Consider the following 23,711-nt stretch of genomic DNA (forward strand, 5'->3'; position numbering starts at 1 on the left):
CGAGATGTAGCCCTTGTCGAAGCGCATGCCCTCGGTGAGCTCGAGGTCGAGCCCGAAGGTGTTGGACTCCTCGACGGTGATGACGCCTTCCTTGCCGACCTTGTCCATCGCCTCGGCGATGATCTCGCCGACGGTGGTGTCGGCGGCGGAGATGCTCGCGGTCGACGCGATCTGCTCCTTGGTCTCGACGTCCTTGGCCATGCCCAGCAGCTGCTCGGACACCGCCTCGACGGCCGCCTCGATGCCGCGCTTGAGGCCCATCGGGTTCGCACCCGCGGCCACGTTGCGCAGACCCTCGCGGACCATCGCCTGCGCGAGGACCGTGGCGGTGGTGGTGCCGTCGCCCGCGACGTCGTCGGTCTTCTTCGCGACCTCCTTGACGAGCTCGGCACCGATCTTCTCGTAGGGGTCCTCGAGCTCGATCTCCTTCGCGATGGACACGCCATCGTTGGTGATCGTGGGGGCGCCCCACTTCTTCTCGAGGACGACGTTGCGACCCTTGGGCCCGAGCGTGACCTTGACGGCGTCCGCGAGCGTGTTCATGCCACGCTCCAGGCCGCGCCGGGCCTCCTCGTTGAAAGCAATCAGCTTCGGCATAGCTCCTGCGATCCTTCGCATAGAAAGAGTCTGGATCCGAGTCGGCGGGTTGCCCGCGACGGACGGAACCCTGGGCTCCGGCGAACCCTTTCTCGCCGGGCAGGTGGACCTCAACGTCGCCGATCCGGTGTTGTCACTCTCCCCTGGAGAGTGCCAGCCTCATGTTTAGCACTCGACCCCTACGAGTGCAAGAACGGCTCAGGTCGCCGGCCGCCAGGCGACCAGGGTGCCGCCCCCGGCGAGACGACTCACGAGGTAGACCTCCGAGGTGCCGACCCGCCAGGCCAGCAGGCGGGAGCCCGCGGTGCTCCGGGACGCGAACAGCACCGTGTCGTCGTCGAGGAAGCCGAGCACCTCGCAGCACCCCTTCTGGCGGGTCTCCTCACCGGCGGGCCACATGGTGAGCACGTCGTGCCGACCATCGGTCGCCACGACGACGGCCTCCGGGTTGGAGACGCCGGTGCCGTCGACCGGACCCGCGAGGAACATCGCCTGGGCGACCCGGTCGCCGGTGGCGGCGACCGGGCCCCAGGTCTCCTCACGGCCGAAGCCCACGGCGATCCAGCTGACCATCGCCTCGCTCACGGTGCCGTCGAGGTCGTGGATCGTCCCGCTCCCGCGCGAGGACAGCGCGTGAGGCACCCAGATCTCGTCCGCCGACGTCCAGCGGGCACCCTCGGCGAGCCAGTCGGGCGTGTCCACGGACCGCCAGCGCCCCGTCACGAGGTCGAGGACCTCGAGCGAGCTCTCCTGGACGAAGAAGGCGTGCCTCCCGTCGGGCGCGAGGCTGTACGCCGTCACCGGGCTCAACCGGTTGCCGCCCTCGTCGCTCACCGGCGCGAGCCGGGCGAGGTCCAGCTCGGACAGCACCCCGCCCTCGCCGAGGGCGAGCACCCGGCGTCCCTCGACGACCAGACCGCGGGCCGGGCCGCCGGGGACACCCACCGGGGCGTCGTCGGGGTCGATGACCTCCGGCAGCGACGGCTCGCGCCAGCGCGGCAGCGCGAGCTCGTCCTCGGGGGGCGGAGCCTCCCAGACGGCCGCGCCGCGGTAGTCCTCCATCCGGGTCGCGCGCGGCACGTCCGACGCCGGATCGCCGGACCTGCTCGGAAGCGACGAGGCCGGCGGCGCCCCGTCACGGTCGACCCCGGTGCGGTCGTCGACGCTCGCCACCACGACCGCCACGACCGCGACCGCGGCCACCACGCCGCCGATCACCCTCGCCCGGCGCCGGCGGCGCAGGCCGGCGGCGCGCTGCCACGCGGTCGCCGAGAGGTCGGGGCCCGCGATGTCGGCGACCCGGTCGTGCAGGAGGTCGCGCAGGTCCTGGTCGGTCATCGGCGATCCTCTCCGATCAGCTCGGCGAGCTCCGGCGACGCCTCGCGCAGCCGGCGGAGCGCGAGGTGGGTCTGGCTCTTGACGGTGCCGACGGAGACGCCCAGCATCTCGGCGGTCTCCCGCTCGGACAGGTCGTCGTAGTAGCGCAGCACGACGGTCGCCCGCTGTCGCGGCGTCAGGGCGGCCAGCGCCCGGTCGAGCACGATCCGCCGCTCCGCGTCCACCGTGTCGGCCGGGCTCGCCGCGGCGTCGTCGTACACGTCGAGCACGAGCTCGTGGCGGTGCTTGCGCCACCACGAGATGTTGCCGCGCACGATGACCTGGCGGGCGTAGGCCTCGGGGTGCGCGTCCTGGAGGCGGCGCCACCGCAGCGCCACCTGCGTGAGCGCCTCCTGGACGAGGTCCTCGGCACGGTGCCGGTCACCGGTCAGCAGGACCGCCGTGCGGAGCAGCGCGAGCTGTCGTTCGCCGGCCCACCGGCTGAAGGCCTGCTCCTCCGCGTTCACGACGCTCACGACCGTCACAACGCGCAGGACGCGCGAAAGGTTGGCAGGCGGCCGCTCACCAGGTCCGCGGGATCGCCCGCGCGGCGAGGGCGTCGGCGAAGAGCTGGGCGTTGAGCGGGAGTACGTCGAGGTACAGCCCGGGCTCGGTCAGCTCGATCTCGCTGAGCACCAGGCGGCCCTGGTGGCGCATCATGTCCACGCGCGCGTAGACCACCTCGTCGCCGAGCAGGTCCACGACGGTCGCGACCGCCCGGGCCGCAAGCAGGGCGGCCTCCCGCGACAGCTCCACCGAACGCATGGTGCCGCCGAACCGCTCGTGCACGCGGATGTCGGCGGGGCTGGGCAGCTTCTCGACCTGGCTGACCGGGTGGCCGGCGATCACGAACACCGAGGTCTCGCCGTCGTGGTGGATCGACTCGACCAGCGGCTGGACCACCCACGGGCCGGGATGGCTGTCGGGTCCGGGCAGCCACACCCGGCCGTCGGCGACCACCTCCAGCCCGCGACCGCCCGCACCGACGCGGGGCTTGACGACGGCCAGCCCGAACCGGTCGGCGGCCGCCCGGACGTCGAACACGGTGTCCGCGACGACGGTCGGCACCACCGGGAGGCCGGCGTGCGCGAGCTCGACGAGATAGCGCTTGTCGGTGTTCCAGCGGAACACGTCGACGCCGTTGAGCAAGGCCGGCCCGACCCCCGAGGCCCAGCCCAGGAACTCGCCCAGCCGGGCGTCGTAGTCCCAGGTCGAGCGCACCGCGATCACGTCGGCCGCGCCCCAGTCGACGCCGAGGTCGTCCCAGACCACCCAGCGGCCGGTCAGCCCGCGGGCCTCGAGGGCGGCGTCGAGCGCGCCGTGGCCCGGCTCGCCCCCGGGCCAGGCCGCACAGGTCACGAGGAGGACGAGCGGCGTCGTCGGCTCCTCGCTGGCATCCACGGCGGCACCCTAGAGCACCTGAACCGTCGCCGGAGCGCGTTGCTGGACCGGTCCAGCCAGGTGGGTCAGCTGCTCTGCCGGACCACCAGCCGCGTGGGGAGCATCCGGCCCGGCAGGTCGGGGTCGGAGGTCGCCATCGTCTCCAGCAGCAGGGCGACCATCTCCCCGCCCATCGCCCACGGCGACTGGTGCACGGTGGTCAGCGGCGGCACCGTCGACCGGGCGATCGGGGCGTCCTCGAAGCCCACGACGGAGACGTCCTCGGGCACCCGCCGGCCCGCCTCGCGCAACGCCTGCAGGGCGCCGGCGGCCATCAGGTCGTTGGCGCAGAAGACGCCGTCGACCGCCGGCTCGCGCTCGAGCAGCTCGCGCATGGCGCGAGCGCCGCTCTCCTGGCTGAAGTCACCGCGCACGACCAGCCGCTCGTCGATCGGCCGATCGGCCGCGGTCAGCCCGGCGACGTACCCCTCGACCCGGGAGCTGCCCGCGACCATGTCGGGAGGTCCGGCGATCGTCGCGATCCGCTGCCGGCCGCGCTCGACGAGGTGGGCGACCGCGAGTCCGGCGCCCTGCACGTTGTCGACGTCGACGAAGCCCGTGCGGACGTCCGGGCGCGACCGGCCCCCGACGACGACCGGCAGCCCGTGGCCGCGGATCCGGTCGGGGAGCGTGTCGTCCTCGTGGAGCGAGAGCAGCAGCACCCCGTCGACGTGCTGGCGGGTGAGGTAGTGCTCCAGGCTGCCGCGCCGGCGGGAGTCGGCCAGGATCAAGACCAGCTGACGGTCGGCGGCGGCGAGGGCGGCGCCGATGCCGCGGACGACGCCGGCGAAGAACGGCTCCCCGAAGACCCTCTCCTCGGACTCCGCGATCACCAGCGCCACGGCGTCGGTGCGCCGGGTGACCAGGGCTCGGGCCGCGGCGTTGGGCACGTAGCCGAGCTCGGTGATCGCCTCCTCGACCGCCTGCCGGGCGCGGTCGGACACCTTGGCGCCCCCGTTGATCACCCGCGATGCCGTGCCCCGGCCGACGCCGGCGAGAGCCGCGACCTCCTCGAGGGTGGGACGCGTGCGCGGACTGCGAGCCATGCGGGCCAGTATGCCGTCACCGGGACGCGCCGACGGTCGAACGGCGGGCCCGGGACGTCGAGGAGTTCCCGGGCCCGCCGCACGGTGGGTCGCCGGCCGCCGTCGGCGGCGGATGTCCCCGTCCGCCGCCGGAGCGGCCTGCGGTCCACCCCGCCGGGACCGCCCTGGAGGTGGGAGCGTTCCCAAAGGCAACTGTCCCGTCCCCGGGCCGCCGCTGTCAAGGCGGAGGCCGGGCCGGAGCTCAGCCGGGCCGGCGGTGCCCGAACGGGACGTCGTCGCGCAGCCCGAGCGCCGCCAGCACCGAGGGCAGCATCGCCTTCGCGGTGCGCTGGTAGCCCAAGGCGCTGGGGTGGAACCGGTCCAGGCTGAACATCTCGTCGGGGTTGGTGATGAAGAACGGGCCGACGACGTGCGCGAGCGACACCGCATGGGCACCGGCCGCGACCGCGGCCGCCTCCTGGGCGAGCGCGAGCTGGCGCGACGCCCGCGAGCCCAGCGCCCGCAGGGGCTGCGGGACGGGGCGCAACGCCCCGAGGTCGGGGCAGGTGCCGACCACGACGCCCGCGCCCAGGTCGCGCAACACGCGCACCGCCTCCTCGAGGTGCTTCGCCGAGTCGGCCACCGGGACCCGGTGGGTGACGTCGTTGCCGCCGACGACGATCACCGCGACGTCGGGGCGGTACGCCGGGGGCAGCCCGGCGAGCTGGTCGGCCAGCATCGAGGACTCCGAGCCGACCCGCGCCGCGGTGCGCAGCCGCACCGCGCGGCCGGTCTGCTTGGCCAGGCCGCGTGCCAGCCGGCCGCCCAGGGTCTCCTTGGGGCGCTCGGCGCCGAGGCCGGCCGCGATCGAGTCGCCGAGGAGCAGCAGGTCGATCGGGTCGCCGTACTTCTTCTTCCAGACCCGGTCGGCGTCGATGGCCTCCTCGCCGAGAGGCTTGCCGATCACCCGCCGTGCGGCCGCCGCCTGCCGGTGCAGGAGGCCCCGGCCGGCCAGCGCCGCGCCGGCGGCCATCCCGGCACCGGTGGCGGTCGTCAGGACGAGGGCTCGGGTGCGCGCGCGGGTCACCCCTCCTGTGAACCACGCTCCGGTGAACGCCGGGTTGCGGCGGGGGTCCCCGCAGCTGTAACGCCCGTTTACCCTTTCTGCCCACCCCGCTGCACCATGGGCGGCCGGTGGGGTGACACGGCGTTACAGCGAGGAGGCCGCAGTCAGCAGCCGCCGGCGACGGCGGGGATCACCGAGATCTGGGCGCCGTCGGGGGTGGGGGTGTCGAGGTGGTCGAGGAACCGGACGTCGTCGTTGCCGACGTACACGTTCACGAAGCGCCGCAGGTCGCCGGCCTCGTCGAGGATCCGGCCCTTGATGCCCGAGTAGCTGGTGTCGAGGTCGTCGAGCACCTCGGCCAGCGTCGAGCCGGAGGCACTGACCTCGGACTCGCCGCCGGTGTAGGTGCGCAGGATGGTCGGGATCCGGACGGAGACGGACATGGGTTCCTCCTCGAGGGGTCAGGCGAGGCCGGTGGCGGCGAAGGCGGCGTACGACGAGTCGATGGTCGCAGCCGGCGCGACCGCGCCCGCCACGGAGTCGAGGGTCTTCAAGCCGTGGCCGGTGTTGATCACGACCGTCTCGAGCGTGGTGTCGAGCTGGCCGGTCTCGACGAGCTTCTTCAGCACCGCGACCGTGGTGCCGCCCGCGGTCTCGGTGAAGATGCCCTCGGTGCGGGCGAGCTGCACGATGCCGGCGCGGACCTCGTCGTCGGTCACGTCCTCGACGGCGCCGCCGGTGCCCCGGCAGATGTCGAGGACATAGATGCCGTCGGCGGGGTTGCCGATCGCCAGGCTCTTGGCGATCGTGTCGGGCTTGACCGGCCGGATGGCGTCGACACCGGCCTTGTAGGCGACCGACACGGGCGAGCAGCCCGTGGCCTGCGCGCCGTACACCTTGTAGGGCTTGTCCTCGACGAGGCCCAGCGCGATCAGCTCCTGGAACGCCTTGTGCACCTTGGTCAGCTGCGACCCGCTCGCGACCGGGATCACGATCTGGTCGGGCAGCCGCCAGCCGAGCTGCTCGGCGATCTCGTAGCCGAGCGTCTTGGAGCCCTCGGCGTAGTACGGGCGGACGTTGACGTTGACGAACGCCCAGCCCTCCTCCTCGCCGGCGATCTCGGAGGCGAGCTTGTTGACGTCGTCGTAGTTGCCCTCGACCGCGACCAGCGAGTCAGTGAAGACCGCGGAGTTGACCTGCTTGGGCTGCTCGAGGTTGCTCGGGATGAACACGACGGTCTTGATGCCGGCACGGGCGCCCGCGGCCGCGACGGCGTTGGCGAGGTTGCCCGTGGAGGGGCAGGCGAAGACCTTGGCGCCGAACTCCCGCGCGGCGCTCAGCGCGCAGGCCACCACCCGGTCCTTGAAGGAGTTGGTGGGGTTGGTCGAGTCGTCCTTGACCCACAGGTCGGCGATCCCGAGCTCGGCGGCGAGGTTGTCCGCGCGCAGCAGGCGCGTGAAGCCGGGCTCGGTGTTGGGGCTCTGCTCGATGTCGTCCGGCACGGGCAGCAGCGCCTTGTAGCGCCAGATGTTGCGCGGGCCGGCCTCGATCTGCTCGCGGGTGACGCGCGGGAAGTCGTAGGCGATCTCCAGGGGGCCGAAGCACTCCGGACACGCATAGTGGGGACCCAGCTCGACCTGGTGGCCGCACTCGCGGCACGACAGCGCGGTGGCGTTGCCGAAGGCGCCCTCACGCAGACGGGGCTTCTCGATGACAGGGGCGCTCATGGATCCTCCTTCTCATCTTCCCCGGCTGCGACGGTCGCGCCGGGCGGAATTGGCACCGTTTCCGCGAGCCGCTTCCTGGCTGGCTGCCAAGCGGCGGAGGATCGCGGCGGTTGCCGGGACTTCACTGGGCCGTATCCCTCAGTCCCTCTGGATGAGCTGTGGAGAACAGTACGACGGCCGTCTCAGCATGTGCACATCGCATCCACATGTTGGACGGCCGTCGTCTCACGCCGTCTGCCGCGGCCTCCCGTCGAGTGACGCGAAGTGGCTGCGTTCCAGGTCGGAGATCAACCAGTTCGCGTCACTCGACGGGAAAGGGGCGGCCCGGGTCAGGCCGCCGCGGTCGTCGCGGTCGTCGCGGCAGTCTCGGCGAGCGCGCCGCGGACCACGTCGAGGACGTCGCTGACCGGGTGCACGGTGAGGGTCTCGAGCACGTCGGCCGGCACGTCGTCGAGGTCGGGCTCGTTGCGCAGCGGCACGAACACCTCGGTGAGGTCGTTGCGCTCGGCGGCGAGCAGCTTCTGCTTCAGCCCGCCGATCGGCAGCACCCGGCCATTGAGCGTGACCTCACCGGTCATCCCGACCTCCGAGCGCACCGGTCGCCCGGTGGCCAGGGACGTCAGGGCGGTGACCATGGTGATGCCCGCGGACGGGCCGTCCTTGGGCGTCGCCCCCGCCGGCACGTGCACGTGGATCGCCTTCTCGAAGAACGACGGCTCGACGCCGAGCTCGGCCGCGTGGGCGCGGACGAACGACAGCGCGATCTGCGCCGACTCCTTCATCACGTCGCCGAGTTGGCCGGTGAGCGTGAGCCCGGCCGTGCCCTCGGAGGCCGAGGCCTCAATGAAGAGCACGTCACCGCCGAGGCCGGTCACCGCCAGGCCGGTCGCCACGCCCGGCACCGCCGTACGCTCCGGCGCCTCCGGGGTGAACCGCGGTCGGCCGACGAGCCCCTTGAGATCGGCCACGTCGATGTCGACGTGCGTCTCGCCGGTGGCGAGCCGGGTCGCGGCCTTGCGCAGCGCCTTGGCGAGCAGCCGCTCCATCTGGCGTACGCCGGCCTCGCGGGTGTAGTTCGCGGCCATCTCGCGCAACGCGGCGTCGGTGACGCTCACCTCGTCGGCGGTCAGCGCGGCCCGCTCGAGCTGCCGGGGCAGCAGGAAGTCGCGGGCGATCGCGACCTTGTCGTCCTCGGTGTAGCCGTCGAGGGTCACCAGCTCCATGCGGTCCAGCAGCGCCGACGGGATCTGCTCGACCACGTTGGCGGTGGCGATGAACAGCACGTCGGAGAGGTCGAGGTCGAGCTCGAGGTAGTGGTCGCGGAACGTGTGGTTCTGCGCCGGGTCGAGCACCTCGAGCAGGGCGGCTGCGGGATCACCTCGGTAGTCCGAGCCGACCTTGTCGACCTCGTCGAGCAGCACGACCGGGTTCATCGAGCCGGCCTCCTTGATGGCGCGGACGATCCGGCCCGGCAGCGCGCCGACGTACGTGCGCCGGTGGCCGCGGATCTCGGCCTCGTCACGCACGCCGCCGAGCGCGACGCGGACGAAGTTGCGGCCCAGCGCGCGGGCGACGGACTCGCCGAGCGAGGTCTTGCCGACTCCGGGCGGTCCCGCGAGCAGCACGACCGCGCCGGAGCCCCGGCCGCCGACGACCTGCAGCCCCCGCTCGGCGCGGCGGGCGCGGACGGCGAGGTACTCCACGATCCGCTCCTTGACCTCGTCGAGACCGTGGTGGTCGGCGTCGAGCACTGCCCGGGCGGCCGCGACGTCGTGGGAGTCCTCGGTGCGCACGCTCCAGGGCAGCTCGAGGATCGTGTCGAGCCAGGTGCGGATCCACGCGGCCTCGGGGTTCTGCTCGCTCGAGCGCTCGAGCTTGTCGACCTCCTTGAGCGCCGCCTCGCGGACGGCGTCGGGCAGGTCGGCGGCCTCGACGCGCGAGCGGTAGTCCTCCGCGCCCTCGGGCTCGCCCTCGCCGAGCTCCTTGCGGATCGCGGCGAGCTGCTGGCGCAGCAGGTACTCGCGCTGCTGCTTCTCCATGCCCTCGCGGACGTCCTCGCCGATCTTGTCGGTGAGCTCGGCCTCGGCCAGGTGGTCACGGGTCCAACCGATGAGCGTCTCGAGCCGCGACTCGACGTCGGGGTTCTCGAGCAGCTCGCGCTTGCGGTCGACCGAGAGGTACGGCGCGTAGCCGGCCGCATCGGCGATCGCGCTGGGGTCGCTCATCTGGTGCACGGAGTCGATGACCTGCCAGGCCTCGCGCCGCTGCAGCACCGCGACGACGAGGCGCTTGTACTCCTCGGCGAGCTCGCGGGCGCGGTCGGTGATGTGGTCCTCGACCGGGTCCACCTCGACCCACAGGGCCGCGCCGGGACCGGTCACGCCGCTGCCGATGCGGGCGCGGGGTCCGGCCTTGAGGACGGCGGCGGGGGCGCCGCCAGAGAAGCGACCGACGCGTTCGATGGTCGCGATCACGCCGTACGACGCGTAGCGGTCGTCCAGGCGCGGGGCCACGAGCACCTGGTTGTCACTGCCGGCCCGGGCGGCGTCGATGGCGGCGCGGGCGGCGTCGTCGAGCTCCAGGGGCACCACCATGCCCGGCAGCACGACGAGGTCCGAGACGAAGATGACGGGAAGGGAGAGGGACATGCCCTGCTGAACTCCCGGACCCGACCCGGTGTTCCGGAGAGTCCCTCCTGTTCGCTGATGACGAACACGGGAACCCGTCGACCCGTCGTGGACTTTCGGGCGGGTCAACCTCGACGGGCGGCGCGGGCGTCGGCGGTGAGCTGTCGGAGCAGATCGAGGACGCCCTCGGGTCCGTGCACGACGACGTCGGAGAGCGCGATCAGCGCGCTCTGCTCGTCGGACGCGGAGCAGACCAGCAGCGTGGGCAGGCCCTCCTTCGCGAGCGTGCCGACCGCGTCGAAGGCATCCACGTCGCCGAGGTCGTCGCCGGCGAAGAGGAACGCCCCGGCGCCGACCTCCTCGACCAGCGTCTCGACGGCCTGGCCCTTGTCCATCCCGGGGGCGCGGACCTCGATGACCTGACGACCCGGCTCGAGCACGAGTCCGTTGCGCCCGGCGAGCTCGCGCAGCCGCGGCAGCAGCCGCTCGTACGCCGCGTCCGCGTCGGGCAGCCGACGCGTGTGCACGCCGTAGGCCAGGCCCTTGTCCTCGACGTAGGCGTCGGCCGCGTCGGCGGTGCGCAGGGTCCGGGGCAGGTCGCGCAGGAACGTCGACAGGCCGGCCGGCGGTCGCGGGGAGATGATCCGGCGCCGGGTCGCGCTCCAGCGCTCGTTGCCGTACTGGCCGAACAGGAACAGCTCCTTGCCGGCCTCGGCGACCGCGTCACCGACCTCCTCGAGGCCACCCAGGTCGAGCGCCTGGCGTGCGGGGCGCCCGGTGATCACCGCGATCGCGGCCACCTCGGCGGCGAGGTCGACGAGCACCTCGCGCGCGTCGGGGTGGATCCGGGCCTGCTCGGGGTCGTCGACGATCGGCGACAGCGTGCCGTCGAAGTCCAGGCCGACCACGGCGCGCGGGGCGGCGCGCACCAGCGCGGCGTACCTCTGCTCGGCGTCGGGCGAGGTGAACTCCATGGAGCCCACCATGTCACCCGCGGGGGCGGTCAGCCCAGCGGGCCGGTGAGGATGAGCGTGAGCCGGTCCAGGCGCATCGGGTCGACGGCGGGGGCGGTACGCCGGACGCCGAGGTCGAGCGCGAGCGTCTTGGCCGCGAGCTTGAGCTTGGGCGGGTAGTAGACGGTCGAGGCCGGGATCGTGCCGTACCAGTTGTCCGACCCGACGACCTGCCAGCCGATGCCGGTGGCCCGCTCGGCGACCCGGCCGGCCAGTCCGGTGATGCCGGAGTTGTTGTAGACCTCGACGTAGACCTTGCCGCGCTGGACGGTCGGCTCGGGCTTCGGCTCCTTGGTCTGCTTGGTCTGCTTGCCCGGTCCGGGCTGGTGCGAGGGCGTCGCGCCCGGCGTCGCGTCCCGGGAGACCGTGGTGACCTCGCGCTCGGTCGGCTCGCCGCCGCGGGTGGCGACGTAGGCGATCCCGGCCATCGCGACCGCGATCACGCTGAGCATGACGACCGGCGACGGGGTGACCATGCCCCGCTGGTTGCGAGCGCGCATCGCTCAGACCTCGAAGCCGAGGCGGCGGGCCGAGCGCTGCCGCTGCCGCGCCGAGCGCAGCCGGCGCAGCCGCCGCACGAGCAGCGGGTCGGCCTCGAGGGCCTCGGGGCGGTCGATCAGCGCGTTGAGCACCTGGTAGTAGCGGGTCGAGGACATGTCGAACTTCTCGCGGACCGCGGTCTCCTTGGCGCCGGCGTACTTCCACCACTGGCGCTCGAAGTCCAAGATCTCCCGGTCGCGGTCGCTGAGGGTCGGGGCGACCTCGGCGTCGACACCGAGGGCGTTCGCGGCATCCATGAGATCTCCTGAGCACACTGGTCCGACACGTCTGGCGACACCACTGTAGGCGACGAACCACAACGATGTCATTCAACCGGCCGTTGCGTCGCGGGCGAGTCGGCGAGCGATAGCCTCCGGCCATGGAGACCATCGGCTGGGGCATCCTCGCCACCGGCAAGATCGCTCACGCCTTCGCCCGCGACCTGGCCCTCGTGCCCGGCGCGCGGCTCGCCGCCGTCGGGTCGCGGCGCGCCGAGAGCGCCACCGCCTTCGCCGAGGAGTACGCCGCCCCCGCGGCGCACGGCTCCTACGAGGAGCTGGTGTCGGATCCGGCCGTCGACGTCGTCTACATCGCGACCCCGCACGCGCTGCACCTCGACAACGCGCGCCTGGCCTTCGAGGCCGGCAAGCACGTGCTCTGCGAGAAGCCGCTCACCCTCGACGTCGCGGACGCCGAGGAGATGGTCCGGCTCGCCGGCGCCCACGACCGGTTCCTCATGGAGGCGATGTGGACCGCCTGCCACCCGGTCGTGCGCGAGCTGGGCGAGCGGCTGCGGTCCGGCGAGTTCGGCATGCCGCGGCACCTGCACGCCGAGCTCGGGTTCCGGGTGGACGCCCCGCCGGAGGACCGGATGCTCAACCCCGCGCTCGGCGCCTCGGCGCTGCTGGACATGGGGATCTACCCGCTGACGATCGCCCACCTGCTGCTCGGCCCGGCCGAGCGCCTGACCGCCACCGGCGACCTCTCCGACCGCGGGATCGACCTCGACGTGGCGGTCGCCGGGCGGTACGCCGGGGGCGCGCTCGCGACGATGACGGCTTCGATGACGTCGTACTCCTCGCGCCGGTGCGAGATCGCCACCGACCGGGGCCGGATCACCATGGACGACTTCCACCACCCGACCAGCGCGGTGTTCACCCCCTACGCGCCCGGGCCGGGCAGCTGGGTCGTCGAGCCCGGCGCGCCGGTCGAGGTCACCGGCACCGAGCCGGTGCTCGGACAGGGCTACGGCAACGAGATCGCCGAGGTCGGCCGCTGCCTGCGCGAGGGCCTGCGGGAGAGCCCGCTGGTCCCCCACCAGCAGACGCTCACGCTGCTGCGCCAGATGGACGAGCTGCGCGCGCAGCTGGGGGTGGCGTTCCCGGGCTGAGGTCTGCGGGTTTCACCGGTCAGCCGGTGAAACCCGCACGACACGCCGAGGGGTCACGGCGTGTCGTGCGGGTTTCGGCTGCCAAGTGTGACCCGTGGGGCGGCTGAGGTGACCATGGCCCCTCCAGAACGAGGCCGCCGGCTCAGCGCAGGAACGCCAGCACCGCGGCCACCCGCCGGTGGGCGGTGTCGTCGTCGGGCAGCAGGCCGAGCTTGGCGAAGATCCGCTGCGTGTGCTTCTCGACCCCGGCCAGCGACACCGACAAGGCCTCGGCGATCGCGGCGTTGGACCGGCCCTGGGCCATCAGCGCCAGCACCTCCCGCTCCCGCGGGGTGAGGTCGGCGAGCGGGTCGCGATGGCGGCCCATCAGCTGGCGCACCACGAGCGGGTCGAGCGCGGTGCCGCCGGCCGCGACCGCGGCGATCGCGGCGAGGAAGTCCTCGAGGTCGCTGACCCGGTCCTTGAGCAGGTAGCCCACGCCGCCGTCGCCGGTGGCGAGCAGCTCGTCGGCGTAGGACACCTCGACGTACTGCGAGAGCACCAGGATCCGCGCCTCGGGCCACGCCCGCCGCACCTCGACCGCGGCCCGCAGGCCCTCGTCGGTGTGGCTGGGCGGCATCCGGACGTCGACGATGCCGAGGTCCGGGCGCTCGGCGAGCATCGCGGCCACGAACGCGGGGCCGTCGCCGACCGAGCCGACGACCTCGTGGCCCGCCTCGACCAGCAGCAGGTGCAGACCCTCGCGCAGCAGCAGCGAGTCGTCGGCGACGACCACCCTCATCGCGGGATCCTCGCCAGGACCACCGTCGGCCCGCCCTCGGGCGACGTCAGCTCGAGCGTGCCGTCGACCGCGGCCAGCCGCTGCCGCAGCCCGGCGAGCCCGAGGCCCTTGGCCGGATGGGCACCGCCGACGCCGTCGTCCTCGACGCGCACGACGACCTCGTCGCCCTCGTCGCCCTCGTCGCCCTCGAGCGTGACGGCGACCGACGCCGATCCGGCCTCGCTGTGCTTGGCGATGTTCGTCAGCGCCTCCGCGACCACGAAGTACACCGCGGTCTCGACGTGCGGCGGCAGCGACGGGGGTACGTCGATCCTCGACTCCACGGGCACGACGCTCTGGACGAGCATCTCCTCCAGCGCCGCGGCCAGGCCCCGGTCGACCAGCAGCGGCGGCGCGATCCCGCGCGAGAGCGAGCGCAGCTCGGCGACGGTCTCCCGCGCCTGGGCGAGCGCGTCGTCCAGGGTCTCGGAGGCCCGCTCGGGGTCCTGGCCGAGCTGCCGCTTGGCGCGCCCGAGGTCCATGGTCAGCCGCACCAGCCGCTGCTGCGGGCCGTCGTGGATGTCGCGCTCGAGGCGGCGCAGCGACTCGGCCTCGGCCATCCGGGCGGCGTCGCGGCCGCCCTCGACCCGCGCCACCTCGCGCTGCAGCTCGGCGCGGCTGCACAGCAGCGCGGAGGCGAGGCTCGAGTGCAGCACGGCCCCGAACCGCATCGCCAGCGGCAGCGTCAGCAGCAGGACGATCCCGATGCCGAGGTTGACCCAGCTCTCCGCCGTACGCCCGTCCCCGAAGCCGAGGTAGTAGGCGAGCCCGTGGTCGTCGGGGCCGTCGTCGGGGAGGTATCGCTGCCAGAACCAGTAGCTCAGCCCGCCCACCGTGCCCGCCCACCACGCGACCGCGATCGAGAACGCGGCCGTCCCGGTTACCAGACCGACCAGGGACCACACCACGTCGAGCCAGGACTGCGGATCGCGCAGCGGTGTGAGCTGCCGGCGCCAGAACCCGTCGTCCGGACCGGCGCAGACGTACGCCGGCGTGGCGGCCTCCCGCCCGAGCATCCCCCGCATCCGGATCCGCTCGAACCGGGCGAAGCCCCGGGCCACCATGACGCCCACCGAGAGCAGCAGCACACCGCCGATCAGCACCGAGAGGCCGAGGCCGAGGGCCAGGTCGGTGACGACCAGGACGAACGCCACGAGAGCGAGGACGAAGGCCGAGAGGTTGTAGCCGGTGTCGAGCAGCACCCGCCGGACGCCGTGGGGTTGCTGCGGCAGTGCCATCGGGTAGGTCGTCGTCATGCTCAGGTCCGTCATGGGAGAAACGCTAGGGACGCGGAGCGTCGGGCACGATCCTGCCAGCCCGACAGCCGGTGTCGGGCCAGCCCGACACCGAGCAGGCGTCTCGGCCGCACGCGTTGTCGCCCTCAACTAGGGTGAGTGCGTGGCTACCTCGGGCTCGGCAGACCTGGTGATCGTGGCGAACCGCCTGCCCGTCGACCGGGTGACGCTCCCGGACGGGAGCGCGGAGTGGCGGCGCTCGCCCGGCGGACTGGTGACGGCGATCGAGCCGGTGATGCGGGCCAACGACGGCAGCTGGATCGGCTGGCCGGGCGGCACCGAGAGCGACCTGGAGCCGTTCGAGGACGAGGGCCTCGACCTGGTCCCGATCACGCTGTCGCAGCGGGAGGTCGAGGAGTTCTACGAGGGGTTTGCCAACGGCACCCTGTGGCCGCTCTACCACGACGTCGCGGCCAAGCCGGAGTTCCACCGCGAGTGGTGGGACGCCTACGTCGCGGTGAACCGCCGGTTCGCCGAGCAGGCCGCCGAGGCCGCCTCGGAGGGCGCCACCGTCTGGGTGCACGACTACCAGCTGCAGCTGGTGCCGCAGATGCTGCGCGAGATGCGGCCCGACCTGCGCATCGGCTTCTACCTGCACATCCCGTTCCCGCCCGCCGAGCTGTTCCAGCAGCTCCCGTGGCGCCGCCAGCTGCTCGAGGGGCTGCTCGGTGCCGACCTCGTCGGCTTCCAGCTGCAGGGCGCGGCGCAGAACTTCGTGCGCCTGGTCCGCCAGCGGGTGGGCCACAAGACCCACCGCGACCTGGTCTACCTGCCCGACGGGCGCACGGTCCGGGCGGCCGCCTTCCCGATCTCCATTGATGCCAAGGGCTTCGAGGACCTCGCGCGCTCGGAGGAGGTCGAGAAGCGGGCCGTGGAGATCCGCGACGCACTGGGCAACCCGAGCCGGATCTTCCTCGGCGTCGACCGGCTGGACTACACGAAGGGCATCTACGCACGGCTGCGGGCCTACAGCGAGCTGCTCGCCGACGGCTCCCTCGACGTCGAGGACGCCGTGTTCGTCCAGGTCGCGACGCCCTCTCGCGAGCAGGTCGAGCAGTACCGCCTGCTCCGCGACGACATCGACCGGCTCGTGGGGCGGATCAACGGCGACCTGGGCCGGATCGGCCGCCCGGCGATCAGCTACATGCACGCCTCCTACCCGCGTGAGGAGATGGCCGCGCTCTACCGGGCCGCCGACATCATGGTCGTCACGCCGTACCGCGACGGCATGAACCTGGTCGCCAAGGAGTACGTCGCGTGCCGCTTCGACAACGCCGGCGCGCTGGTGCTCTCGGAGTTCGCCGGGGCCGCCGAGGAGCTGCGGCAGGCGTGGCTGGTCAACCCCTACGACATCAACGGCATGAAGTCCGCGCTGCTCGAGGCCTACCGCGCCGACGAGAAGGAGGTGACCAAGCGGATGAAGGCGATGCGCAAGACCGTCAGCCAGAACGACGTCGCCGCCTGGGCGGACAGCTTCCTGGCCGAGCTCACCGCCATCCGCCCCTCGCACGGCAAGACGGTGCGGCCCGCGAGCCGCTCCTGAGCGCCGACCGGCATGCCCGCGTGACGCAGATGACGTCGCCGTGACCTCGGGGTCGGGGAGTAGTTTTCCGGGCATGGACCTCGTCCCGAAGCCCGACCAGGTGGTCTCCGCGGCCGGCAACGTCGCGCATCTGGTCCTGTACGGCGGGCTCGCCGACCTGCGGCCGATGCCGCGCACGCTGATCGACGACGGCATGCTGCGCGAGGTCTACCACTACCGACCGGTCGCCGGCGTCCGCGAGCAGGGCGACCCGGTGCTGCTGGTGACGCCGCTGGCCGCGCCCGCGATCTGCTTCGACCTGCGCCGGGGCTGCTCGCTGGTCGAGCACTTCGTGTCCGGCGGCCGCCCGACGTACCTCGTGGAGTACGGCAACGTCTCGTTCCGCGACCGCAACCTCGGCCTCGAGCACTGGGTCGAGGAGGTCGTGCCGGCGGCCGTGCGGGAGGTGTCGGCCCATGCCGGCGGCCGGCCCGTGCACGTCGTGGGCTGGAGCCTCGGCGGCATCTTCGCGATGCTCGCGGCCGCCGACGCCCCCGACCTGCCGATCGCGTCGCTGTCGGTGATCGGCTCGCCCGTGGACGTCACCCGGGTGCCGCTGGTCGCGCCGCTGCGGCCGCTGCTCGACCTCACCGGCGGCCACGGCCTGGTCACCCGGGCCTACCGCGCGGCCGGGGGCGCGCCGACGCCGCTGGTGCGGTGGGCCTTCCAGCTCTCGTCGTTCCAGAAGCTCGTGACCAAGCCGCTGGCGATCGCCACGCACCTCGACGACACCGACTTCCTCGCCCAGGTCGAGGCCGTGGACCGCTTCACCGCGAAGATGACCGCCTATCCCGGCCGCAGCTTCGGGCAGCTCTACCACCGGTTCGCGAAGGGCAACGCGCTGGCCACCGGTGCGGTCGAGATCGGGGACCACGAGGTCGCGTTGGCGGACATCGCCGCGCCGACGCTGGTCTTTGCGGGGGCCACCGACGGCATCGCGCCGGTCGAGGCCGTGCGCGCGGTGCTGCCGTTGCTCTCGGGGGCGCGGGAGGTGCGCTTCGAGATCGTCCCCGGCGGCCACCTCGGGATGCTCACCGGGCGGGCCGCGCGCGGGACGACCTGGCAGGTGCTCGACGAGTGGATCGCCCAGTGGTCGGACGCCGCACCGCCCGCCAAGAAGACCGCCGCCAAGAAGACCGCCGCCAAGAAGACGGCCGCGAAGGAGACGGCCGCGAAGAAGGCCCCGGCGAAGAAGACCGCCGCGAAGAAGACCCCGGCCAAGAAGACGGCCGCCAAGAAGACCGCCACCACTAGGTCCGCCGCGTCGGCCGACGGCATCGGCTCCAACCCGCGGCGCCGCTACGGGTCCGGCGGGTCGCGCGCGCTGTCGCGCTGAGCTCAGGGTCGCGCCGGGAGCCGCACCGTGAACCTCGCACCCTGCCCGGGGCCGGCGCTGGCTGCGGTCAGGGTGCCGTCCTGGGCGGTCACCAGCGCCCGCGCGATCGTGAGGCCGACCCCGGATCCAGCGGCCGGGCCGCCGGGCGCGCGGTAGAACCGCTCGAAGAGCCGGTCGGCCAGCTCGGGCGCGAAGCCGGCGCCGCTGTCGGTGACGACGAGCTCGCCGCGGTCCGCCTCGGGCCGGGGTCGGGCGGCGACGGTGACGGTGTCGCCGGGGCGGCAGTGGCGCAGCGCGTTGTCGAGCAGCTGGTCGACGACCTCGCCGGTGCGGCCGGCGTCAGCGTACGCCGGTGCCGGGTCCGGCGCGTCGAGCGTCAGGGCGACCCCGGCGGCGGCGTAGCGGGCGGCGTGGGCGGTGACCACCGACCGCGCGAGGTCCGCCAGGTCGATCGGGCGGCGGTCGACGCGGAACGCGTGCTCGTCGGAGCGGGAGAGCGCGGCCAGGTCGCGGGTGAGGGCCAGCAGCCGGTGGGTCTGGGCCCGGAGCGCGCCCAGGGTCTCCTCGTCCGCGGGGAGCAGCCCGTCGGCGATCGCCTCGGCGGTGGCCTCGACGGCACTGAGCGGGGTGCGCAGCTCGTGGGCGAGGTCGGTGAGCAGCGCCTCCCGCTGCGCCTCGCTGGCCTCCAGGCGGCTCGCCAGCCGGTTGATCGCGCGCGCCAGGTCGCCGAGCTCGGGGCCGACGCCGGGCGCGGCCACCCGGGTGGCGTAGTCGCCGTCGGCCAGGCGGGTCGCGGCGGTGGCGGCCTGGGTGACCGGTCCGTTGACGCGGCGCGCGACGAACAGGGCGACGCCGATGGCGACCGCCGTCGCGGCCGTGAGGCCGGCCGCGATCGCGGTGACGACCGCGACCTGGAAGCCGTCGTCGACGTGGTCGACGCCCGCGGGGTCGAGGTCGACGCCGGCGGCGCGCAGGTGGTCGTGGAACACGGCGGGCGCGACGAGCAGCGCCACGACGAGCAGCGTCACGCCACCGGCCAGCACCACCAGGCCGATCGACAGGAGCAGCCGGAGCGTCAGGCTCGGTCCGTCGTCGCGTGCCCCGCGCGGGCGGAGACGGGGCCGGGGTGCGGTCATCCCGGTCCCAGCCGGAAGCCGACGCCGCGGACCGTGACGACGTAGCGGGTGGCGGCGTCCGGGCCGAGCTTGGCGCGCAGGTGCGCGACGTGCACGTCCACGATCCGCTCGTCCCCCACCCAGGTCGGACCCCAGACGGTGTCGAGGAGCTGCTGGCGCGACCACACCTGTCCGGGGCGGGAGGCGAGGGTCGCGAGGAGGCTGAACTCGGTCGGCGTGAGGTCGACCGGCTCGCCGGCCACCGTGACCGCGTGGGCCTCCGGGTCGACCCGCAGGTCACCGACGCCCCGCCCCGTCTCCCCGGTGCTGCCGGTGCTGCCGGTGCTGCCGGTGCCGGATCGCGGGCGGCGCAGCACGGTCTGGATGCGGGCCATCAGGACGCGCGGGCTGAACGGCTTGGTCAGGTAGTCGTCCGCGCCGACCGCGAGGCCGATCAGCGTGTCGACCTCCTCGGCGCGGGCGGTGAGCATCACGACGTACGCGTCGGTGAACGTGCGCAGCCGGCGGCACACCTCGATGCCGTCGATGTCGGGGAGCTTGAGGTCCAGCACGACGAGCTCGGGCGCATGTTGCCGGGCGAGCTCGAGGGCGGTCGCGCCGTCGGGCGCCTCCCAGACCTCGAACCCGTCGTCCTCCAGGTAGGCGGTGACCACGCGGCGCAGGTCCGCCTCGTCGTCGACCACGAGCGCCCGGGTGCCCGCCACGGCCTCACCTCTCCTCGAGCGCGGGTGACGACGCCGCGTCAGTCCGTGGCCGGCGCACGGGCGTCGAGCAGGTGGCCCACCACCGTGCCGGTGTCGTCGCTGACCATGATGACAGCCACCACCGTGTCGCCCTCGGAGGCGCGGAACCAGTAGCCCATCGGCATCGTCTCGGCGTCGCCGAGGTCCGCGCCCTCGGCGTACTCGTCGACCCACGTCTGGGCGGCGTCCCGGGCACCCTGCTCGTCGACCGGCCCGGAGCCCGGGATCGTCTCGACCTCGCCGCCCCACCCCATCATCGGCCCGCCGGCCCAGGGCCCGCCCATCATCGAACCGCCCCAGCGGCCACCCATCATCGAGCCGCCCCACGGCCGGTCGCCGTCGTCGTCCCAGGCCCACCGGTGCCCGACCAGCCCGACACGGGCCGGGAAGTCGGCGTCGTCGTCGCGGTCGGCCGACCAGGCCGCCATCGCGGCCATCGACCCGAGCAGCACCACCACGGCCGCGACCAGCGCGACCACCTGTGCGCGCCGGGTCGTCACGGCTCTCGCCTCGTCTCGGTCACCCGCATCTCCGCCAGGGCGGTGCGGCGGCTGCGGTAGGTCTGCTCGTCGATCTCCCCCAGCGCGAACAGCCGGTCCAGGATCTGCTCCGGTGTCTCCGGGGGCAACGCCGGCGGCCCGCCGGGGCCATCACCGGGGCCTGCGACCGGCGGGGCCTGCCGCGTTCCGGCGCCCGGGAGCAGCCGGACCACCAGGAACGTGATCAGCCCCAGCAGCAGGATCCAGAACACGACCATCACGATCCAGATGGCGCCGTATCCACCACCCATCATCCTGCCGTGGTCCCAGTCGCCCATCATGGCGGTGCTCCTCTCCTCCACGACGCCGTCGATGGCGTCCACGACCACGATGTCGCGCCGGTGTTGCCGGACCACCGGTCGGATCGTGAAGATTCCGTTGAGGTTGCGCCCCGGGAGTGCCGCTTTCCCGCGTGACCGGGGACACATCTCCACTAGCCTCACGGCCATGCCAGCCACCGACAGCCTCCCCCGCGGGGTCCGGGTGGGGTACGGGTCGGGGTCCGTGGCCACGGGTGCGTTCGGGACCGTGCCCGGCCTGATGCTCCTGCCCTACCTCACCGACAGCCTCGGGATCAGCGCGATCATCGCCGGGTTCATCGTGTTCGCGCCCAAGGCCTGGGACGTGGTGCTGAACCCGATCGCGGGCCGGATCAGCGACCGCACGGTCGACCCGCGTGGTCCGCGCCGGCCGTGGCTGCTGCGCGCCGGCATCGGGCTGGCGATCGGGTTCGCGCTGCTGTTCGCGGCCCCCGAGATGGGACGGGTCGCCGAGGCCGCCTGGGTGCTGGCGCTGTTCTTGGCCTGCGCGACGGCGTACGCGTTCTTCCAGGTGCCGTACGTCGCGATGCCCGCCGAGATGACCTCCTCCTACGACGAGCGCACCCGGCTGATGACCTGGCGGGTCGCGATCTTGGCATTCACGATCCTGCTCGCCGGGGCGAGCGCGCCCGCGATCCGCGACGCGGTGGGCGGCCGTGACGGCTACCGGGTCATGGGCGTGGCGATGGCCGCGATCATCCTGACCGGCGTCGTGAGCGCGTACGCCGGCACCCGCCGCGCCCCGGTCACCGCTCCGCAGCCCGGCGCCGGCAGCCTGCGCGACCAGCTGCGGATCGTCGCGACCGCCCACGACTTCCGCTGGCTGCTGACCTGCTTCGTCGTGCAGGCGCTCGCCACCGGCTGCATGCTCGCCGGTGTCGACTACCTGGCCTCCGACGTGCTCGGCCAGGACGGCGCCGCGACCGTGCTGTTCGTCTGCTTCGTCGGCCCCGCGCTGCTGCTCACGCCGGTGTGGTCGGCGATCGGCACCCGGATCGGCAAGAAGCGCGGCTACCTCGCCGCCTCGGTGATCCTGGGCGCCGGCGCGCTGCTCGCGGCGACGTCTCGGACCGCGCCGCCGGCGCTGGTCTATGCGGCGGTCGCACTGGTCGGCGTCGGGTACGCCGGCTGCCAGGTGTTCCCGATGGCGATGCTGCCCGACGCGGCCGCGGTCGACGCGAGGCGCACCGGCTCCAACCGCGCCGGCGTCTACACCGGCGTCTGGACCGCGGGCGAGACGCTCGGCCTCGCCCTGGGCCCCGGCGTGTTCGCGCTGGTGCTGGCGATCGGCGGCTACCGCTCCTCCACCGACGGCGACGTCGCCCAGCCCGACTCGGCGCTGACCGCGATCGTGCTCGGGTTCTCGGTGCTCCCGGCGGTGCTCATGGCCCTCAGCCTGCTGTGGCTGCGCCGCTACTCCCTCGACGCGAGCCAGGTCGACGCGGCGGTGTCGGCATGACCTCCGACATGATCGGCGCCATGGATCCCACAGACCCCACGGTGGACGCGCTCGCCCGGCTCCGGGCGATGCAGGCCGCCGACCTGCCCGTGCACGGCGGCCGGACCCTGGCCTACGTCTACGACTCCGGCCTGCCCGACGTCGACCGGATCGGCCGCGACGCGGTCGCGGCGTACGCCGGCTCCAACGGCCTGGACCCGACCGCGTTCCCGAGCCTGCTGCAGATGGAGAACGAGCTGGTCGGGTTCGCGGCCGACCTGCTCGACGCACCGCCCACGTGCGTCGGCACCGTCACCTCGGGCGGCACCGAGTCGGTGCTGCTCGCGGTCCAGGGCGCGCGGGACAGCCGCCCGGACGTGACCCGGCCGCGGATGGTGCTGCCCGCCACCGCGCACGCGGCGTTCCACAAGGCCGCGCACTACTTCGGCGTCGAGGCGGTGCTGGTGCCGGTGGGCCCGGACTTCCGCGCCGACCCGGCGGCGATGGCCGCGGCGATCGACGAGGACCGCGACCGCACGGTGCTCGTGGCCGCCTCCGCGCCGTCGTACGCGCACGGCGTCGTGGACCCGGTGACCGCGATCGCCGCCGCGGCCGCCGACCGGGGCATCCGCTGCCACGTGGACGCGTGCATCGGCGGCTGGGTGCTGCCCTACGCGGCCCGCCTCGGCCGGACCGTGCCGCCGTGGACGTTCGCGGTCGAGGGGGTCACCTCGATCTCGGTGGACCTGCACAAGTACGGCTACGCCCCCAAGGGCACCTCGGTGCTGCTGCACCGCACCCCCGAGCTGCGCCGCCCGCAGTACTTCGCCTCGGCGGCGTGGCCGGGCTACACGATGCTGAACTCCACCCTGCAGTCGACGAAGTCCGGCGGGCCCCTCGCCGGTGCGTGGGCCGTGGTGCAGTCGCTGGGGGACACGGGCTACGAGCTCCTCTCCCGAGAGACCTTCGAGGCGGTCGACGCGATCGTCGCAGGGCTCGCCGACATCCCCGCGCTGTCGCTGGCGGCCGTCCCGGACTCGACGCTGGTCGCGATCGCCACCGACGCCAGCTGCGACGCGTTCACCGTCTGCGACGAGATGGCCGCGCGGGGCTGGTACGTCCAGCCGCAGATGTCGTACGCCGAGCACCCGCCGACCATCCACCTGTCGGTGAGCGCCGCGACCAACGCGCACGTCGAGGAGTTCCTGGCCGCGCTGGCCGAGTCGGTGGCGGCGGCCCGGGCCGCGGGGCCGGTGTCGGTGGACCCCGGCATCGCGGAGTTCATCGGCGCCCTCGACCCGGCGACGCTGTCCGACGAGGACTTCGACGGCCTGCTGGCGGCCGCGGGCCTGGTCGGCGGCGACCCCGCGGCGGGCCTCGACCTGCCCGAGCGGATGGCGGAGGTCAACGCGATGCTCGACCTCGCGTCACCGGCGATGCGCGAGGCACTGCTGGTGGCGTTCCTGGACCGGCTGGCCCGGCCGACGCGTCAGCGCTCCGCGAACGCCACCACCGACGCGAGGTCGTAGTCGCCCGCATCGGTGCCGAGGCCGCGGGCGACCTGGGCGGCGGTGGCGCAGCCGAGCTCGGCCGCGCCCCGCAGGTCGCGTCCCAGGGACAGGCCGCGCAGGAAGCCGGCCGAGAACGCGTCACCGCACCCGGTTGTGTCGACCACCTCGACGGCGTACGCCGGCACCTCG

The 23,711-nt window shown here is 73.5% G+C and carries 24 protein-coding genes and 1 riboswitch; of the genes, 5 read left to right on the plus strand and 19 right to left on the minus strand.

The window, feature by feature from the left end:
• The 12 genes from VGD85_RS06385 to VGD85_RS06440 all read right to left on the minus strand — a co-directional run.
• Window positions 1-597: TCP-1/cpn60 chaperonin family protein (locus VGD85_RS06385; RefSeq protein ID WP_331062610.1), on the minus strand; the 597-nt coding region annotated here is incomplete at its 3' end.
• A 198-nt stretch (window positions 598-795) separates the two neighbouring features.
• Window positions 796-1,935, minus strand: a complete 1,140-nt coding sequence (locus tag VGD85_RS06390; RefSeq protein WP_331062611.1) for a hypothetical protein — start codon at window positions 1,933-1,935, stop codon at window positions 796-798.
• Window positions 1,932-2,450, minus strand: a complete 519-nt coding sequence (locus tag VGD85_RS06395) for a SigE family RNA polymerase sigma factor (protein ID WP_331062612.1) — start codon at window positions 2,448-2,450, stop codon at window positions 1,932-1,934. Before VGD85_RS06395 ends, VGD85_RS06390 begins: the two co-directional genes overlap by 4 nt.
• 46 nt (window positions 2,451-2,496) lie before the next feature.
• Window positions 2,497-3,375, minus strand: a complete 879-nt coding sequence (locus VGD85_RS06400) for a hypothetical protein (RefSeq protein ID WP_331062613.1) — start codon at window positions 3,373-3,375, stop codon at window positions 2,497-2,499.
• A 65-nt stretch (window positions 3,376-3,440) separates the two neighbouring features.
• Window positions 3,441-4,460: a LacI family DNA-binding transcriptional regulator gene (locus VGD85_RS06405; protein ID WP_331062614.1), complete on the minus strand. Its 1,020-nt coding sequence runs from the start codon at window positions 4,458-4,460 to the stop codon at window positions 3,441-3,443.
• Window positions 4,461-4,701: 241 nt separating this feature from the next.
• A complete protein-coding gene (locus tag VGD85_RS06410; protein ID WP_331062615.1) occupies window positions 4,702-5,526 on the minus strand; it encodes an SGNH/GDSL hydrolase family protein in 825 nt (274 codons plus the stop codon).
• Window positions 5,527-5,669: 143 nt separating this feature from the next.
• Window positions 5,670-5,948 (minus strand): MoaD/ThiS family protein, encoded by a 279-nt coding sequence (locus tag VGD85_RS06415; RefSeq protein WP_331062616.1) that lies wholly within the window; start codon window positions 5,946-5,948, stop codon window positions 5,670-5,672.
• An 18-nt stretch (window positions 5,949-5,966) separates the two neighbouring features.
• Complete coding sequence (gene thrC / locus VGD85_RS06420) at window positions 5,967-7,232, minus strand: threonine synthase (protein ID WP_331062617.1); 1,266 nt, start codon at window positions 7,230-7,232, stop codon at window positions 5,967-5,969.
• A gap of 9 nt (window positions 7,233-7,241) precedes the next feature.
• A riboswitch (SAM riboswitch) is annotated at window positions 7,242-7,390 on the minus strand.
• Between the two features lie 171 nt (window positions 7,391-7,561).
• Entirely contained in the window at window positions 7,562-9,880 is a 2,319-nt protein-coding gene (gene lon, locus VGD85_RS06425; protein ID WP_331062618.1) for an endopeptidase La, read from the minus strand.
• A gap of 104 nt (window positions 9,881-9,984) precedes the next feature.
• The gene (otsB, locus tag VGD85_RS06430) at window positions 9,985-10,833 is read right to left on the minus strand and encodes a trehalose-phosphatase (RefSeq protein WP_331062619.1); all 849 of its coding nucleotides are present in this window, start codon (window positions 10,831-10,833) and stop codon (window positions 9,985-9,987) included.
• Between the two features lie 29 nt (window positions 10,834-10,862).
• Complete coding sequence (locus VGD85_RS06435; RefSeq protein ID WP_331062620.1) at window positions 10,863-11,372, minus strand: LytR C-terminal domain-containing protein; 510 nt, start codon at window positions 11,370-11,372, stop codon at window positions 10,863-10,865.
• A gap of 3 nt (window positions 11,373-11,375) precedes the next feature.
• Entirely contained in the window at window positions 11,376-11,669 is a 294-nt protein-coding gene (locus tag VGD85_RS06440) for a DUF3263 domain-containing protein (RefSeq protein WP_331062621.1), read from the minus strand.
• A gap of 122 nt (window positions 11,670-11,791) precedes the next feature.
• Between VGD85_RS06440 and VGD85_RS06445 the strand changes: the two genes are divergently transcribed.
• The gene (locus VGD85_RS06445; protein WP_331062622.1) at window positions 11,792-12,802 is read left to right on the plus strand and encodes a Gfo/Idh/MocA family oxidoreductase; all 1,011 of its coding nucleotides are present in this window, start codon (window positions 11,792-11,794) and stop codon (window positions 12,800-12,802) included.
• 142 nt (window positions 12,803-12,944) lie between these two features.
• Here the strand turns inward: VGD85_RS06445 and VGD85_RS06450 are convergent, their stop codons facing one another.
• Window positions 12,945-13,583 (minus strand): response regulator transcription factor, encoded by a 639-nt coding sequence (locus VGD85_RS06450; protein ID WP_331062623.1) that lies wholly within the window; start codon window positions 13,581-13,583, stop codon window positions 12,945-12,947.
• The gene (locus VGD85_RS06455; protein WP_331062624.1) at window positions 13,580-14,893 is read right to left on the minus strand and encodes a sensor histidine kinase; all 1,314 of its coding nucleotides are present in this window, start codon (window positions 14,891-14,893) and stop codon (window positions 13,580-13,582) included. Before VGD85_RS06455 ends, VGD85_RS06450 begins: the two co-directional genes overlap by 4 nt.
• 127 nt (window positions 14,894-15,020) lie before the next feature.
• Between VGD85_RS06455 and VGD85_RS06460 the strand changes: the two genes are divergently transcribed.
• Together VGD85_RS06460 and VGD85_RS06465 are read left to right on the plus strand one after the other, a co-directional pair.
• Window positions 15,021-16,460 (plus strand): trehalose-6-phosphate synthase, encoded by a 1,440-nt coding sequence (locus tag VGD85_RS06460; RefSeq protein WP_331062625.1) that lies wholly within the window; start codon window positions 15,021-15,023, stop codon window positions 16,458-16,460.
• A 73-nt stretch (window positions 16,461-16,533) separates the two neighbouring features.
• Window positions 16,534-17,835, plus strand: coding sequence for an alpha/beta hydrolase (locus tag VGD85_RS06465; RefSeq protein ID WP_331062626.1), 1,302 nt, complete (start codon window positions 16,534-16,536; stop codon window positions 17,833-17,835).
• 2 nt (window positions 17,836-17,837) lie between these two features.
• Here the strand turns inward: VGD85_RS06465 and VGD85_RS06470 are convergent, their stop codons facing one another.
• Genes VGD85_RS06470 through VGD85_RS06485 form a run of 4 tightly spaced genes read right to left on the minus strand, consistent with a single transcriptional unit; the run spans window position 17,838 to window position 20,609 of the window.
• Entirely contained in the window at window positions 17,838-18,971 is a 1,134-nt protein-coding gene (locus VGD85_RS06470) for a HAMP domain-containing sensor histidine kinase (protein ID WP_331062627.1), read from the minus strand.
• Window positions 18,968-19,675 carry a response regulator transcription factor gene (locus VGD85_RS06475; protein WP_331062628.1) on the minus strand — a complete coding sequence of 236 codons (708 nt, stop codon included), beginning with the start codon at window positions 19,673-19,675 and terminating at the stop codon, window positions 18,968-18,970. The genes VGD85_RS06470 and VGD85_RS06475 overlap by 4 nt, the downstream gene beginning before the upstream one ends.
• A 38-nt stretch (window positions 19,676-19,713) precedes the next feature.
• On the minus strand, window positions 19,714-20,214 hold the full coding sequence (locus VGD85_RS06480; protein ID WP_331062629.1) for a hypothetical protein: 501 nt from the start codon (window positions 20,212-20,214) through the stop codon (window positions 19,714-19,716).
• Entirely contained in the window at window positions 20,211-20,609 is a 399-nt protein-coding gene (locus VGD85_RS06485; protein ID WP_331062630.1) for a hypothetical protein, read from the minus strand. Before VGD85_RS06485 ends, VGD85_RS06480 begins: the two co-directional genes overlap by 4 nt.
• A 91-nt stretch (window positions 20,610-20,700) precedes the next feature.
• Here VGD85_RS06485 and VGD85_RS06490 point away from each other — a divergent pair, with 91 nt between their 5' ends.
• Together VGD85_RS06490 and VGD85_RS06495 are read left to right on the plus strand one after the other, a co-directional pair.
• A complete protein-coding gene (locus VGD85_RS06490; RefSeq protein WP_331062631.1) occupies window positions 20,701-22,032 on the plus strand; it encodes an MFS transporter in 1,332 nt (443 codons plus the stop codon).
• 20 nt (window positions 22,033-22,052) lie between these two features.
• The gene (locus tag VGD85_RS06495; protein ID WP_331062632.1) at window positions 22,053-23,540 is read left to right on the plus strand and encodes a pyridoxal phosphate-dependent decarboxylase family protein; all 1,488 of its coding nucleotides are present in this window, start codon (window positions 22,053-22,055) and stop codon (window positions 23,538-23,540) included.
• Here the strand turns inward: VGD85_RS06495 and VGD85_RS06500 are convergent.
• On the minus strand, window positions 23,501-23,711 hold a 211-nt coding region (locus VGD85_RS06500; RefSeq protein WP_331062633.1), incomplete at its 5' end, for a PfkB family carbohydrate kinase. The genes VGD85_RS06495 and VGD85_RS06500 overlap by 40 nt on opposite strands.

The sequence above is a fragment of the Nocardioides sp. genome (assembly GCF_036401255.1).
Taxonomy (GTDB): Bacteria; Actinomycetota; Actinomycetes; order Propionibacteriales; family Nocardioidaceae; genus Nocardioides.

What these genes read in the sequence shown, in the direction of transcription:
- VGD85_RS06390 (WP_331062611.1), bottom strand. Translation starts at nt 1,935, where the DNA reads ATGACCGACCAGGACCTGCGCGACCTCCTGCACGACCGGGTCGCCGAC.
- VGD85_RS06405 (WP_331062614.1), bottom strand. Translation starts at nt 4,460, where the DNA reads ATGGCTCGCAGTCCGCGCACGCGTCCCACCCTCGAGGAGGTCGCGGCT.
- VGD85_RS06415 (WP_331062616.1), bottom strand. Translation starts at nt 5,948, where the DNA reads ATGTCCGTCTCCGTCCGGATCCCGACCATCCTGCGCACCTACACCGGC.
- thrC (WP_331062617.1), bottom strand. Translation starts at nt 7,232, where the DNA reads ATGAGCGCCCCTGTCATCGAGAAGCCCCGTCTGCGTGAGGGCGCCTTC.
- lon (WP_331062618.1), bottom strand. Translation starts at nt 9,880, where the DNA reads ATGTCCCTCTCCCTTCCCGTCATCTTCGTCTCGGACCTCGTCGTGCTG.
- otsB (WP_331062619.1), bottom strand. Translation starts at nt 10,833, where the DNA reads ATGGAGTTCACCTCGCCCGACGCCGAGCAGAGGTACGCCGCGCTGGTG.
- VGD85_RS06435 (WP_331062620.1), bottom strand. Translation starts at nt 11,372, where the DNA reads ATGCGCGCTCGCAACCAGCGGGGCATGGTCACCCCGTCGCCGGTCGTC.
- VGD85_RS06440 (WP_331062621.1), bottom strand. Translation starts at nt 11,669, where the DNA reads ATGGATGCCGCGAACGCCCTCGGTGTCGACGCCGAGGTCGCCCCGACC.
- VGD85_RS06445 (WP_331062622.1), top strand. Translation starts at nt 11,792, where the DNA reads ATGGAGACCATCGGCTGGGGCATCCTCGCCACCGGCAAGATCGCTCAC.
- VGD85_RS06450 (WP_331062623.1), bottom strand. Translation starts at nt 13,583, where the DNA reads ATGAGGGTGGTCGTCGCCGACGACTCGCTGCTGCTGCGCGAGGGTCTG.
- VGD85_RS06455 (WP_331062624.1), bottom strand. Translation starts at nt 14,893, where the DNA reads ATGACGGACCTGAGCATGACGACGACCTACCCGATGGCACTGCCGCAG.
- VGD85_RS06465 (WP_331062626.1), top strand. Translation starts at nt 16,534, where the DNA reads ATGGACCTCGTCCCGAAGCCCGACCAGGTGGTCTCCGCGGCCGGCAAC.
- VGD85_RS06470 (WP_331062627.1), bottom strand. Translation starts at nt 18,971, where the DNA reads ATGACCGCACCCCGGCCCCGTCTCCGCCCGCGCGGGGCACGCGACGAC.
- VGD85_RS06490 (WP_331062631.1), top strand. Translation starts at nt 20,701, where the DNA reads ATGCCAGCCACCGACAGCCTCCCCCGCGGGGTCCGGGTGGGGTACGGG.
- VGD85_RS06495 (WP_331062632.1), top strand. Translation starts at nt 22,053, where the DNA reads ATGGATCCCACAGACCCCACGGTGGACGCGCTCGCCCGGCTCCGGGCG.